General features: G+C 72.4%; 10 protein-coding genes. 5 read left to right on the top strand and 5 right to left on the bottom strand.

What is annotated here, in order from left to right:
* Nucleotides 1-394: 394 nt before the first annotated feature.
* The 3 genes from ACFV0T_RS07815 to ACFV0T_RS07805 all read left to right on the top strand — a co-directional run bounded on the left by ACFV0T_RS07815 (nucleotide 395) and on the right by ACFV0T_RS07805 (nucleotide 6,521).
* Entirely contained in the window at nucleotides 395-4,576 is a 4,182-nt protein-coding gene (locus tag ACFV0T_RS07815) for an AAA family ATPase (protein WP_385775617.1), read from the top strand.
* 380 nt (nucleotides 4,577-4,956) lie between these two features.
* Nucleotides 4,957-5,745 (top strand): GntR family transcriptional regulator, encoded by a 789-nt coding sequence (locus ACFV0T_RS07810; RefSeq protein ID WP_385775614.1) that lies wholly within the window; start codon nucleotides 4,957-4,959, stop codon nucleotides 5,743-5,745.
* 8 nt (nucleotides 5,746-5,753) lie between these two features.
* Nucleotides 5,754-6,521 carry a glycosyltransferase family 2 protein gene (locus tag ACFV0T_RS07805; RefSeq protein WP_385775611.1) on the top strand — a complete coding sequence of 256 codons (768 nt, stop codon included), beginning with the start codon at nucleotides 5,754-5,756 and terminating at the stop codon, nucleotides 6,519-6,521.
* A 112-nt stretch (nucleotides 6,522-6,633) separates the two neighbouring features.
* On the opposite strand, the gene ACFV0T_RS07800 is transcribed toward ACFV0T_RS07805, so the two are convergent.
* From ACFV0T_RS07800 to ACFV0T_RS07790, 3 genes are all read right to left on the bottom strand, one after another.
* Complete coding sequence (locus ACFV0T_RS07800; protein WP_385775608.1) at nucleotides 6,634-7,545, bottom strand: FkbM family methyltransferase; 912 nt, start codon at nucleotides 7,543-7,545, stop codon at nucleotides 6,634-6,636.
* Between the two features lie 40 nt (nucleotides 7,546-7,585).
* Nucleotides 7,586-7,801, bottom strand: a complete 216-nt coding sequence (locus tag ACFV0T_RS07795) for a ferredoxin (protein WP_385775605.1) — start codon at nucleotides 7,799-7,801, stop codon at nucleotides 7,586-7,588.
* 90 nt (nucleotides 7,802-7,891) lie between these two features.
* Complete coding sequence (locus tag ACFV0T_RS07790) at nucleotides 7,892-9,115, bottom strand: amidohydrolase family protein (RefSeq protein ID WP_385775603.1); 1,224 nt, start codon at nucleotides 9,113-9,115, stop codon at nucleotides 7,892-7,894.
* Between the two features lie 186 nt (nucleotides 9,116-9,301).
* On the opposite strand from ACFV0T_RS07790, the gene ACFV0T_RS07785 reads away from it, so the two are divergent.
* The gene (locus tag ACFV0T_RS07785; protein WP_385775600.1) at nucleotides 9,302-9,865 is read left to right on the top strand and encodes a hypothetical protein; all 564 of its coding nucleotides are present in this window, start codon (nucleotides 9,302-9,304) and stop codon (nucleotides 9,863-9,865) included.
* A 93-nt stretch (nucleotides 9,866-9,958) separates the two neighbouring features.
* Here ACFV0T_RS07785 and ACFV0T_RS07780 read toward each other — a convergent pair whose 3' ends face one another.
* A complete protein-coding gene (locus ACFV0T_RS07780; RefSeq protein WP_385775597.1) occupies nucleotides 9,959-10,681 on the bottom strand; it encodes a TIGR03943 family putative permease subunit in 723 nt (240 codons plus the stop codon).
* Nucleotides 10,678-11,766, bottom strand: coding sequence for a permease (locus ACFV0T_RS07775; protein ID WP_385775594.1), 1,089 nt, complete (start codon nucleotides 11,764-11,766; stop codon nucleotides 10,678-10,680). Before ACFV0T_RS07775 ends, ACFV0T_RS07780 begins: the two co-directional genes overlap by 4 nt.
* Nucleotides 11,767-11,928: 162 nt before the next feature.
* Here ACFV0T_RS07775 and ACFV0T_RS07770 point away from each other — a divergent pair, with 162 nt between their 5' ends.
* Nucleotides 11,929-13,956, top strand: coding sequence for an NAD-binding protein (locus ACFV0T_RS07770; RefSeq protein ID WP_385775914.1), 2,028 nt, complete (start codon nucleotides 11,929-11,931; stop codon nucleotides 13,954-13,956).
* Nucleotides 13,957-14,005: the final 49 nt, after the last annotated feature.

The raw sequence follows: 14,005 nt of genomic DNA, 5'->3' as shown, positions 1-14,005 counted from the left end.
GGGGACCGGTGCCGAGCGGTGCGAGCGGCCTCGACCCGCGCCGTTTCGGCGTGCCGGCGCGGACCGGGGAGAGGCTGGATCCGTGATCAGGGGTGAGCACTCCGGTTGGGGCCGGCTCCGCGGATCCTGCTGGACTCGTACGGCGGTACCGCCACCGTCGTCCCGGAGCTTCGGTGGAAGCTGGCCGAGAACGAGCGGTGCATGAGTTGCCTCTCCGAGCGCTGAACTGATGGGCTGTCCGGGCGACGCCCCGTTACCGCGCTGCTACGGCATGATCCTGCCAGCCGAGGCACGAGCCGAGGAGGTTCCGGCATCGGGCCGAAGCCTTTGTCGCAGGTCAGAGATATAAAGTGGGTTTTCCGGTCCGGATGTCCAGGTGCGGGAGAAGTAAGGGGTGGAGACCTTGAGTTCCGACTCGGGGGCACGCACAGCCTTCGCGGAACGTCTCGCGCTGCTGTACAAGGAGGCCGGTAACCCTCCCCTGAAAAGTGTGTCCGACGCGGTCGTCCGGCTCCAGCGGATCGACGAACGCGGGCGGCCCGTACGGGTGTCCGTGCAGCGGATCAGCGACTGGCGACGGGCCAAGAACGTACCCGCCCAGTTCGCCGCCCTCGCGGCGGTGCTGCACATCCTGATCCCCGAGGCACGGCGTGCGCGACCCGCCCCCGTGTCCACGGGACTGTACGACCTCGCGCAGTGGCAGCGGCTGTGGGAGCGCGCGGTGGCCGGCCCGGTCGGCGAGCATCCCCCGGCGGCCACGGCGGAGGACAAGGGGGGTTCCGCGGCCGAGGCCGGGACCGTCCCCGGTGGGGTGTGCCCGTACCGGGGGCTGGCGCCGTACCGACAGCAGGACACCCGGTGGTTCTTCGGCCGGGAGCGCAGTACGCACGCCCTGGTCGCCCAGCTCCGCGCGGTGGAGCGGACGGGTGGCCTGGTCGTGCTGGTGGGCGCCTCGGGTGCGGGGAAGTCCTCGCTGCTGAACGCCGGTCTGGTGCCCACCCTGCGCGAGGGCGCCCTGGGCGACGAGGGCGGCCGGCCGCGGGAGGTGCTCCAGCTGGTGCCGGGAGCCGATCCCCTCGCGGAGCTGACCCGGCGGATACCCGAGCTGGAACAGGTCGTCCCCGCTGTCTCCGCCGTCCCCGCCGCAGCGGGAGCGGCCATCTCAGCCACCACCGCAGGATCGGCCGGCTCGCCCACCGCCGCGGGAGCGGCCATCTCACCGACCACCGCGCAGGCGGCCGTAGCGGCACCCACCGCCCCGGGATCCGCCACAGCACCACCCACGGCGCACATCCCCGGTACCGCCCGGTTCGCGACCCCCGGTACCGCCCGCTTCGCGCACGCCGTGCGGGAGAGCGTCACGGCCTGGGCGCGGCGCGAGACGGACTCCGCCGCCCGTCCCGTCCTCATCGTGGACCAGTTCGAGGAAGCCTTCACCCTCTGCTCCGACGAGGCGGACCGGCGCGCCTTCATCCAGCTCCTGCACGCCGCGTGCACGCCTCCCGGGTCGGGTGGCGCCGCCCCCGTCCTCGTGGTCCTGGGCATCCGCGCCGACTTCTACGACCAGTGCCTCAGGTATCCGGAACTGGCCGACGCGTTGCAGCACCGGCACATGGTGCTCGGCCCGCTGACCACCACGGAGCTGCGCGAGGCGGTGACCGGCCCTGCCAAGGCCGTCGGTCTGGAACTCGAGCCGGGGCTCGCGGAGTTGATCGTCCGAGAGGTGAGCGCCGACGGCCCCCGGGGCACGCACGACGCGGGAGTGCTGCCGCTGCTCTCCCACGCGTTGCTCGCGACCTGGCAGCGCCGGAAGGGGGGCCGGCTGACGCTGGCCGGTTTCCGCGCGGCGGGCGGGATCCAGGGAGCGGTGGCGGCGACCGCCGAGCGGGCCTGGTCCGGGCTGGACCCGGCGGCGCGGACGGCCGCGCGGCTGCTCCTGCTCAGGCTGGTCCGGCTGGGCGAGGACACCCAGGCCACCCGCAGGCGGGGGACGCGGCGGCAGTTGGCGGAGGAGTCGACGGACCCCGACAAGACGGAGGAGTCGCTGGAGGCGCTGGTGCGCGCCCGGCTGGTGACGCTCGACTCGGAGACCGTGGAGATCACCCACGAGGCGCTGCTGCACGCCTGGCCCCGGCTGCGCGACTGGATCGACGAGGACCGCAACGACCATCTGCTGCGTCAGCAGTTGGAGGAGGACGGCCGGTCCTGGGAGGGCGCGGGCCGGGACGCGTCGCTGCTCTACCGGGGTTCCCGTCTGGAGCATGCCCGCAGCTGGGCGAAATCCGCCGGCGACACCTTTCTCACCCGCAACGCGGTGGAGTTCCTGGCCGCTTCGGCCAGGCTGCGCAGGCGGACGGTCCTGATCAGCCGCGGCGCGGTGGCGGCTCTGGTCGTCCTGGCGATTCTGGCCGTCGGATCGGCGGTGATCGCGTGGCAGCAGCGGGACGACGCCGTGTTCGAGCAGGTGCTCGCCGAGGCCGACCGCGTCCAGTACACGGACCCGTCGTTGTCCGCCCAACTCGACCTGGTGGCACATCAGCTGAGACCGGACGACGAGGGGACCGCCAACCGGCTGGTCTCGATCGTGAACGCGCCGCTGGCCACACCGCTCCGCGGCCACACCGGTGCCGTCTACCTCACCTCGTTCAGCCCGAACGGCAAGCTCCTGGCCACGGCCAGCTACGACCGGACCGTACGCCTCTGGAACGTGGCGGACCCCACCCGACCGCGGCAGCTGGGCAAGCCGCTGACCGGCCATACGAGTTGGGTGAGCAGCGCGGTCTTCAGCCCGGACGGCCGCACCCTCGCCAGCGCCGGGGACGACGGCACGGTCCGGCTGTGGGACGTACGGGACCCCGCTCGGCCGCGCCCGCTCGGTACGCCGCTGAACGGTCATGACGGCACGATCTACCTGCTGGCCTTCAGCCCGGACGGGCACACGCTGGCCGCCGCCGACGAGGACCGGACGGTCCGGCTGTGGGACGTCTCCGACCTCGGCCGGCCCACGAAGCTCGGCACGTTGAGCGGCCACACCGCGGCCGTACGCTCCGTGGCGTTCAGCCCCGACGGACGGACGCTGGCGGCCGGTGGCGACGACAACGCGATCGAGCTGTGGAACACGGCCGACCCGCGTCACCCCGAGCCGATCGGCTCGCCGCTGACCGGTCATACGGCGACGGTGCACTCCGTCGCCTTCAGCCCCGACGGCCGTACGCTCGCCAGCGGCAGCGGGGACGACACCGTCCGGCTGTGGAACCTGGCCGACCCGCGCCACGCGGCCCCCCTCGGCGCACCGCTCACCGGCCACACCGGTCCCATCTGGTCCGTGGCCTTCAGCCCCGACGGGAACATGCTCGCCGCCGCCAGCCAGGACAGCACGGCGAGCCTGTGGAACGTCAGTGATCCGGCGTATCCGTCCCAGGTCGGCGAGCAGCTCGCGGGGAGCACCGGCGAGATGTACGCCCTGGGCTTCAGCCCCGACGGCCGGACCCTCGCCACCGGAAGCGGCGACAACACCGTCCGGCTGTGGTCCATACCGACGTCCGACATGATCGGCCGCCTCGGCGCGTTCCGCCGGGACGGCCGGGTGCTGGCCACGGCGGCGCGCGACGGCCGGGTCCGGTTGTGGAACGTGAAGGACCCCGACCGGCCGGTGCCCCTGGGCGAACCGTTCGTGCCCGGGAAGGGCGAGGTGCGTGAACCGTCCTTCTCCCCCGACGGCCGCACCTTCGCGCTGCTGGTCGGGGACCGCTCGGTGCAGCTGTGGAACGTCGGCGATCCGAAACGCCCCGTCGCGTACGGGCCGCCCGTCGCGCTGCGGACCCGGTTCGCGGCCGCGCTGGCCTTCAGCCCGGACGGGCACACGCTGGCGACCGCCTACGACGACCGCACCATCCAGTTGTGGAACGTCGCCGACCCGTCCCGCCCCCGCCCGCTCGGCGCGCCGCTCACCGGCCACAGGGGATACGTCAACTCCCTGGTCTTCAGCCCGGACGGCCGTACGCTCGCCAGCGGCAGCGCGGACGACACCATCCGGCTGTGGGACGTGACCGAACCCCGTCGTGCCGCGCTGCTGGGTGCGCCCCTGAGCGGACACCTCGGCCCCATCAACGCGCTCGCCTACAGCCCGGACGGCCGTACGCTGGCCAGCGGCAGCGACGACAACACGGTCCGGCTCTGGAACATCACCGGCTCCCGCCGCGCGACCCGGCTGGGCTCACCGCTCACCGGCCACACCGAGGCGGTCGTGTCGCTGACGTTCAGCGAGGACGGCCGCACCCTGGCGAGCGGTGGCAACGACAACACGGTCCGGCTGTGGAACATCACCGACCCGTCCGACGCCGATCCCATCGGCCAGTCGCTGAGCCCCAACGCCAAGACGGGCAACTTCCTGTCGTTCAGCCCGGGGAGCCACCTGCTGGGGGTGTCGAGCGGCGCCGACACCGTCCGGCTGTGGAACCTGGACGCCGACGAGGCGATCCGCCGTATCTGCTCCACCACGCGGGGGGTGCTGACGCCGGGGAAATGGCACGAGTACCTGCCCCGGCTCTCCTACGACCCTCCGTGCGGCCGGTGAGACCGTCGTGATCCCGCTCACAACTCCTTGCCACGGCTGAGCAGTCGCCCCCCGCCGGAGAAACGGCCTTGTTAGTCTTGGCCATAGCCCGACCGCTGGTGCATCCCCCGTCGCCAGCGGTCGGGCGCTTTCGTACCCGTCATCGTGGACCCCGCCCAGTCGTCAAGACCTCTTGAGGAGTCGTAGGCTGGGACCGGGCCGGAGTGATCGGCCCGGCTCGGTCGCCAGAGCCCGGACATCAGCCCCCGGCCCGGCGATCCGGACACGAGACACCAGACACCAGACACCAGACACCAGACACCAGACACCAGACACCAGATGGCGAACGCCGGACGACGAACGCCGGCGCCGGACAACGGACCACGGATCGGTGAGCGCCAGTGCCCAAGGCGTACGAAGTGATCGCGGACGACATCCGCCGGTCGATCCGTGCGGGCGAGCGCCGGCCCGGTGACCGGCTGCCGTCGGAGAGCGAGCTGGCCGAGCGGTACCGGCGCAGCGTGCCGACGATCCAGAACGCGCTGCGGCTGCTGAACGAGGAAGGCCTGATCGACCGGCGGCACGGCCGAGGCACCTTCGTCCGGCGCCCCCGCACCCTGGCGGTCCGCGAGAACACCCGGCACCAGTGGGAGAAGGACCGGGCCCGCAAGCCCGAACCCACCCGGGCCGGGACCGGCGCCACGGAGCACGACACCGGCCTCGTGATCCAGGACCTCGTCTTCTTCGCCCGGTACCGGGTGACCGGGGCGACGGCCGCTCTCGCGGACGCGCTCGGCGTCCCCGAGGGCACCGAACTCCTGGAACGGACCTACCGGACCCGGCACGCGGCCGAGACCGCTCCGTTCAGCCTGGTGACCTCCCACCTCGTCCGCGACCTGATCGCCGCGAACCCCGACCTCCTGGACGAGTCGAAGGAACCCTGGCCGGGCGGCACCCAGAACCAGCTCCACACGGTGGGCATCGAGCTGGACCGCGTCGAGGAACGCGTCACCGCCCGGCCGCCGACCCCCGAGGAGGCGGCCGAGCTCGAACTGCCGCCCGGGACATCGGTGATCGTGCTGCGGAAGACGTCGTACGACATCACCGACCGCGTCGTGGACATCTCCGACGTCACCCTGCCCGGCGACCGCACGGAACTGGTCTTCACCACTCTCCTGGAAAGGTGGTGAGTGCCGCCGTGAACCGGCGCGTCATCATCGTCACCGCCGTCCACGCGCCCTCGGCCCGGTTCCTGCCGGAGGCGTACGAGTCGCTCCGCGAGCAGCGGCTGCCGGCGGGCTGGGAGTGGCACTGGCTGATCCAGGAGGACGGCAGGACCGAGGAGGTCCGCCCGTACGTCCCCGACGACGAGCGGGTGACCTTCGGGCAGGGCCGCCCCGGCGGTCCGGGCGTCGCCCGCACGATCGCGCTGGCCCGCGCGGACGGCGCGTACGTGAAGGTCCTGGACGCCGACGACCGGCTCCCGGCGGGGGCCCTGGCCCGCGACCTGGCGGTCCTCGAAGCCGATCCCGCCGTGGGCTGGACGACGTCCCGCGTGCTGGACCTCCTGCCCGACGGCTCGACGGCCGGCTTCCCCGGCGACCCCGAGAACGGGCCCGTCGAGCGCGGAGCGGTGCTCGACTTCTGGCAGGCGAACGGCTTCCGCGCCCAGGTCCATCCGGCGACGCTCTGCGTACGGCGGGATCTGCTGGTCGCCCTCGGCGGCTGGATGGCGCTGCCGGCGTCCGAGGACACGGGCCTGCTGCTCGCGCTCAACTCCGTGAGCCGGGGCTGGTTCTCCTCCGAGGTGGGGCTGCTGTACCGGAAGTGGGAGGGTCAGGCGACCGGGCAGGCGGCGCATGTGGACGCGGCCGAACGGGACGCCCGGATGGCCGTGGTGGCGGAGAGGGCCAGGGCGTTGGCGCGGTTCCAGTGGCGGTATCCGGTCGCGGACCGACCTGGATGATCGCCGACCGACCCGGTTGCCGCCGACCGAACTGGGCATCGCCCACCGACCCGTTGCCGTCGGCCGACCTGGACATCGCCCACCGACCCGTTGCCGTCGGCCGAACTGGACGTCAGGGAAGCGTCTCCGCGTCCACCCGCGAGAAGATCAGGTCGCTCTCGACGGTGACCGGCCCGCGCAGGCGCACCGGTACGCCGGGCGTTCCGCCCAGTGCCAGGGGGTAGCTCTCGGGGGCGTAGTCGTTGGCCAGCCGGTAGACGTGGAAGCCGGCGTCGGTCATCGTCCGCAGCAGTTCCTGCGCGCAGTCGCCGAGCTGCGCCATGCGGTCGGGAGTCACCTCGACGGTGATCTCCGCGTCGGCCCGCAGTCTGTCCAGCAGCGGCACCAGGCCCCGGACGACGCCGCCCTCCGCGCCCTCGACGTCGATCTTGATGACCCGGGCGGTCTCGACCTCGGCCGGTTCGAGCAGTTCCGGCAGCGGGCGCGCCTCGATCTCGAAGGTGGACTCCGCCGGACCGTCGTAGGGGACGATGCTGTTCGCGCCCATGTTGGCGGAGCTGGCGAGTACGAAGGTCAGGGTCTTGTGGCCGTCCGACACCGCCGCGTTGACCGCGCGGACGTTGCGGCAGTTGTTGAGCCGGCTCTGCCGAGACAGCATGCGATGGAACACCGGGGAGGCCTCGATCGCCACCACCCGGCCCGTGTCACCGACGAGCCGCGAGGCCAGCACGCTGAAGACCCCCACGTTGGCCCCGACGTCGACGAAGCCGTCCCCCGGCTTCAGCCGACGCTGGAGCCAGCTCGTCATGTGCGGCTCCCACACCCCGAAGAGATACAGATAGCGCTGGATCAGATCCCGGGTGTCGACCGCGAAGCGCGCGCCGGAGAGCGACTCGACGACGCGCCGCCGGGGATGGTCCCGCAGGTGCGGGTTGAGCCAGCGCGCGGCGAGCTGCCCCTTGCCGAACGAGCCGGGGAAATCCCGTACGTACCGGCGGCCGAGCGTGACCATGACCTCTGACATGTGACTGCTCATCCGCGCCGCCTCTCCACCGCCTCGGGCCCTACGGTAACGCCCGCGGTCCAGGCCCCTGTCGGGTGATCCCGATGGCCTGGGACGGACAGCGCTCGGCCGCCTCCTGGACGAGGGAGTCGTCCCCGGTGTCCTCACGGCCCGGCCGGACGACGCCGTACCCGCCCTCGAAGGTGAAGACGGACGGGGCTCGGTGGGCGCACTCGCCGGAGCCGTAGCAGAGGTCGGGGTCGACAGACACGGTCATACGCACTCCCGTCGGGTCGGTCGGGAACCGGTGGCACTTCCCCTGGTGCCTGCCCACCCGGGAACCCACCGAACCGACCGACGGGCAGGGTCAGCGCCGGTCCTGGTCGAAGGCCAGTCCCAGCATGCGGATGGCGTTGCCGCGCAGCAGCTTGTAGGTGACGTCGTCGGACAGGCCGGCCACGTGTTCCGCCGCCACCTGCTTGGTGTGCGGCCAGGTCGAGTCGACGTGCGGGTAGTCCGTCTCGAAGGTCGCGTTGTCCACGCCGACGGTCTCGATCGCCTCGATGCCGTGCTTGTCGCGGAAGAAGCAGCAGAACATCTGCCGGTAGTAGTACGTCGAGGGCGGGTCCGGGATCAGGTCCTTGACCCCGCCCCACGCCCGGTGCTCCTCCCACACGTCGTCGGCCCGCTCCAGGGCGTACGGGATCCACCCCATCTGCCCCTCGCTGTAGGCGAGTTTCAGCCGGGGGAACTTCACCAGCACCCCGGAGAAGAGGAAGTCCATCATCGACGCCATGGCGTTGTTGAAGCTCAGCGAGGCCTGGACGGCCGGGGGCGCGTCCGGGGAGGCGGCCGGCATCTGCGACGACGAGCCGATGTGCATGTTGACGACGGTCCCGGTCTCCTCGCACGCCGCGAAGAACGGGTCCCAGTAGCCGGAGTGGATCGACGGGAGCCCCAGGTATGTCGGGATCTCGCTGAAGGTCACCGCCCGCACGCCACGGGCGGCGTTGCGCCGGATCTCCGTGACGGCCAAATCGACGTCCCACAGCGGGATCAGGCACAGCGGGATCAGCCGTCCGCCGCTGTCACCGCACCACTCCTCGACCATCCAGTCGTTGTAGGCGCGGACGCAGGCCAGCCCGACCTCCTTGTCGTGGGCCTCCGCGAAGGTCTGGCCGCAGAAGCGCGGGAAGGTCGGGAAGCAGAGCGAGGCCTCGACGTGGTTGAGGTCCATGTCCGCCAGCCGGGCCTTCGGATCCCAGCAGCCCCGGCGCATCTGCTCCCGGGTGATGCCGTCGAGCGTCATCTCGTCCCGGGAGAAGCCCACGGCCGCGATGATGCGCTTGTACGGGAAGAGCTCGCCCTCGTACTCCCACCAGTCGGTCAGCTGGCCGTCCGGATCGGTGGTGAAGCGGTACTTCCCGCCCACGTAGGCGAGTTCGCCGATGCCGGCGGTGAAGGGCTTCGGGCCCTTGTCCCGGTACCGGCTCGGAAGCCACGTCTCGAAGAGGTGCGCGGGCTCGATCACGTGATCGTCCACGCTGATGACCCTGGGCAGTTCCTTGGTGTCACCGTCCTTGCCGACCATGTCCAAACCCCTCACTGCCCCATCCGGCAAATGAAATCTGACGGTCCGTCAGTTCAAGTTAGGTGGTGCTCACCTCGACCGCAAGGGGCAGCCGGGTACGGGGCGCCGGCGGGTCACCCTTCATCCTGAACATCGGCCACTCGTAAGATCGCCAGGTCATCTTCAGAACTTGCCTCGGGGGACGGGTTGGGAACCGGCGAGCAACTGCTGACCATCGGCGCCGTGTTGCTGGGCGCGCTGTCCACGCACGCGACGAACTACCTGATGGAGCGCGGCAGGAACCGCCACCAGCTGCTGACGCGCTGGGACGACAAGAAGATCGACGCGTACGGGGAGTACGTGGACTCGGTGAAGGCACGGATCCGCATGGCCGTACGGCTGTACGAGGCCAGGGAGGGCCGGCGCGAGGAGCACCGACCGGAGCAGGAACTCCGCGAGGACCTGTCGGACACCGGGCTGCGCTGGGGGTCGGCCTTCGAGCGGGTCATGCTCCTGGGCGGTGACGACGCGATCGAGGCCGGCCATGAGCTGAACCTGGTGCTCTCCGAGATCGAGTGGCAGGCCACGGGACGGATCACGGGGACCCTGGCGGAGTGGCGGGAGCGGCACCGGGCCGCGTTCCGGGCCATCAACGAATTCCACCAGGCCGCCCGTGCGGACCTCGGGATCCGGGGAAGCGTCACCGGCGAGAAGCACCCGGAGCGCGAGCTGCTGCTGCCGGAGTCCCGCCGCCCGGCCGGAGACGGCTGACGGCTCCGGCCCCGCGCACCACTCCCACGGCTCCGGCCGATCGCACTACTCCCACGGCCAGCGCCGCACCCACGGCTCCCGGGCGAGGGGCCGTCAGGTGTTCCACGACTCGTCGTACGGGTCGTGCGGCACCGGGACCGGTCTCGCCGCGGTGACCTCGATGAACGGGATCGGGCCGTTGTTGACGGGGTCCTTCACCTGCCGGGGCGTGTAGGTGCCGGTGATCTGGAGCCAGGTGTCCGGCTGGAGGACCGGCGGGATGTGGCCGGTCAGGCCGATCTTTACCGGCTGAGCGTCGGCGGCACAGCAGTTGAGAGCCATCCGGACCAGGTAGGGGGTGCCGTCACGGTCGAGGGCCAGGAAGCCGGTGAGCTGGATCCTGCGGTCGGCGAGGGTACGGCCGTGACCGTAGACCGCCCGGCCCGCGTAGTCGACCACGCTCAGCCGAAGCGGGTCGGCGGCCGGCAGGGGCGGGTAGGCGAGGGGCTGTTGCAGGGCCGTGCCGGTGCGGGTCGCGCTGTAGGAGCCGAGGGCGGGCGGGGCGACCAGGATGAGGGCCAGCAGGGGCAGGACCAGGAGCCAGGAGACGCGGGGTTCGCGGTGGACGTGACCGGGATCCTCCGGTCCAGCCGTCCTCACCGCCCGGCGTTCGTACCAGACCGTCGCCACCGCCGCCGCGATCAGCACCACTCCCGACGCCAGCAGCAGCGGCTGGAGTCCGGCCTTGACGTACCGCAGATAGAGGTCGGTCACGCCCGCGTGCAGCAGGGCCGCGCCGAGCAGGAACAGGACCGCCGCCTGGGCGAGGCGGCTCACAGCAGCACCGTCCCGGTCAGGACCGCCACGGTGACCGCGAGGGCGAACGTGGCGGGGGCGAACCGGAAGGCGAAGCCGCGGCCGAAGGTGCCCGCCTGCATGGCGAACAGCTTCAGGTCGATCATCGGGCCGACGACCAGGAACGCCAGGCGGGCCGTCAGTGAGAACTGGGAGAGCGACGCGGCCACGAACGCGTCCGCCTCCGAGCAGATCGACAGCAGGACCGCGAGGACCGACAGGGCGAGGACCGCCAGCACCGGGTTGTCGGCCGCCGTGCGCAGCCAGCTCGCGGGCGCCACGGCCTTCAGGGTCGCCGCCGCCATCGCGCCCAGCACCAGGAAGCCGCCCGCGTGCATCACGTCGTGCCGGACCGAGCCCCAGAACGCCGCGCCCTTGCTCTCGCCGTCGTGCGGCGCGTGCGTCGGCAGGCGCAACCAGTCCGCTCGGCCCAGGCGTTGCCACAGCCAGCCCATCACACACGCCACCAGCAGACTCGCGACGAAGCGGGCCAGGACCATCTCCGGATCGCGGGGAAAGGCCACGGCGGTCGCCGTCAGCACGATCGGGTTGATGGCCGGGGCGGACAGCAGGAAGGCCAGGGCCGCGGCCGGGGTGACGCCCCGGCGCACCAGAGCGCCGGCCACCGGCACCGACGCGCACTCGCAGCCCGGCAGCACCGCACCCGCGATGCCCGCGACCGGGACCGCCAGCGCGGGGCGGCTCGGCAGGGCGCGGGCGAAGAAGGAGGGCGGCACGAAGACGGCGATGGCCGCGGACAGCAGGACCCCGAGGACCAGGAAGGGCAGGGCCTGGACGACCACCGCCACGAACACCGTGGTCCAGCTCTGCATCACCGGCGCGGACAGCGCACGGCGCAGCGGCCCCTGGAGCAGCACCAGCAGGACCAGGAGCATGGTCAGGGCGAGAGGGGAGTCGAACCGGCGGCCCGGCTGGTCCTCCCGCTTCCCCTCCCGCTCCCGCCCGTGCTCTCGCTGCGCGGGGTCGAGGTCGGCGTCGGCGTCGGCGTCGGCGTCGGCGTCGGCACGGTGATCGGCTCCGGCCGGGGCCGTGTTGGTGATCGCCACGGGTCGGGCACCTCCGCTTTCCGTGTTCTCCCTCCCCTTCAGTACGCGGCCGCCGGGAGCGGTGTTCAGCGGTTCCCTGGAACCACGTGTCCCGGTGAGGCAGTCTTCTCCCTCGTGGGAAGCGTTCCGAATCAGGGTCTGCCGACGGACGTCGGCGCGCACATGGTGGTCTGCGGCGACGACGGGCTCGCGCACCGCCTCGCCGCCGAGCTGCGCGGAGTCTACGGCGAGCAGGTCACGCTGGTCGTCCCGCCCTCGGAGCGCACGGTCCGGCCGCCCGTGGTCGGGCGGGCCCGGGCGGTGTCGGCGGCGCTGCTCGACCGGGTGGTGAGCGCGGCCGTCAACCAGGCCGCGGGCAACGGCGGCGGCAACGGCACCGGAAGCGGTGGAAGCGGCAGCAGTGGGAGCGGCGGCGGGAGCGCCGGCGGTCATACGGCCGGGGCTGATCCCGCCGGACACGAGCGGACGTTGGAGGCCACCGAGCCCTCCGAGCACGTGCTCGCCGAGGCGGGCGTGGAACGAGCGGCCGCGCTGGCGCTCGTGTACGACGACGACGAGACCAACATCCGCGCGGCCCTCACCGCCCGCCGGCTCAACCCCCGTCTGAAGCTCGTCCTGCGCCTGTACAACCGGCGGTTGGGCCAGCACATCGAGGAACTCCTCGACCAGGCGGCTGCGTTGGCGACCACGGCCGACGACGTCACGGCGGCCGCGGGCGACGCCTCCACGACCGTGCTCTCCGATGCCGACACCGCGGCGCCCGCCCTGGCCGCCTCCGCGGTCGTCGGCACCAGCAAGGTCGTCCAGACGGACGGACTGCTGCTGCACGCGGTGGACCGGCCGCCGCCGGAACCCGGCCAGGTGGCCGACCCGGGGCTGGCCACCCTCGCGCTGCTGTCCACGACGAGCAACGACCCGGCCGGCGCCGACGGTTCCGAGAGCAGCGGGGAGCACGGACCGCGGCTGCTGCCGGACGCCGCGGCGGTACGGGCCGCCACCGGGCGCGGGACCGTCGTACTGGAACAGGTGTCGTACACCGGGCCGGGCACGTCCGCGTCGGCCGGGCGCGGGGTGGGGGTCGTCCCGCCGTTCGCCTCGCTGTTCTCGCGGCGGCTGCGGTGGTCGCTCGCGGGGATCGTGGGGTGTGTGCTCGCGCTGGCGGTGGCGCTGTGGGTGGCGACCGGGATCCATCCACTGGGCGCGCTGTACCTCACGCTGCTGGATCTCTTCGCCATCAACGACCCGGCGATCGGGGCGTCCAGCGAGCGGCAGGTCCTCCAACTCCTGTCCGGACTGGTCGGATTGCTGCTGCTTCCGGTACTGCTGGCGGCGGTGCTGGAGGCGCTGGGAACGTTCCGCAGCGCCTCGTCGCTGCGGAAGCCGCCGCGCGGGATGAGCGGGCATGTGGTGCTCCTCGGGCTCGGCAAGATCGGTACGCGGGTGCTGACGCGGCTGCGGGAACTGAACATCCCCGTGGTGTGCGTGGAGGCCGGGCCGGAGGCTCGGGGACTGGCCACGGCCCGGCGGTTGCGGGTGCCGGTGGTGCTGGGTGACGTGACACAGGAAGGCGTCCTGGAGGCCGCCAAGATCCATCGGGCGCACGCGTTGCTCGCGGTGACGAGTTCGGACACGACGAACCTCGAAGCGGTCCTGTACGCGCGGGCGGTGCGGCCCGATCTGCGGGTGGTGCTGCGGCTGTACGACGACGACTTCGCGACCGCCGTGTACCGCACCCTGCGGGCCGCGCACCCGCAGGCCCTCACCCGCAGCCGGAGCGTCTCCCATCTGGCTGCTCCCGCGTTCGCCGGGGCGATGCTGGGGCGGCAGATCCTGGGGGCGATTCCGGTGGAACGCCGGGTGCTGCTGTTCGCGGCGGTGGAAGTGGCCGCGCATCCGCAGCTGGAGGGGAGGACGGTCGCGGAGGCGTTCCGGGCGGGGGCCTGGCGGGTGCTCGCGCTGGACGCGACCGGTTCGCGGGCGGCGGGGTCCGGGGCGGGCTCGGGGTCGGGGTCGGGGTCGGGAGCCTCGGGTTCCGGGCCGGGCGAGGGGCGGCAGGGCGAGTCGGGGCTGGTGTGGAACCTGCCCGACACCTATGTGCTGCGGGGTGCGGACCGGGTGGTGCTGGCGGCCACCCGGCGCGGGATGGCGGAGCTGCTGGGAAGGCGACCGCGCCGGCAGGGCGGGGTGTAGGCAGGGGCGCCCCCGTCGCCCCCACCCGTTCCCGTCCCCCGGGGCTTCA

This window comes from Streptomyces sp. NPDC059582 (assembly GCF_042735715.1).
Classification (GTDB): domain Bacteria; phylum Actinomycetota; class Actinomycetes; order Streptomycetales; family Streptomycetaceae; genus Streptomyces.
This window is presented reverse-complemented; position numbering and strand designations above follow the sequence as displayed.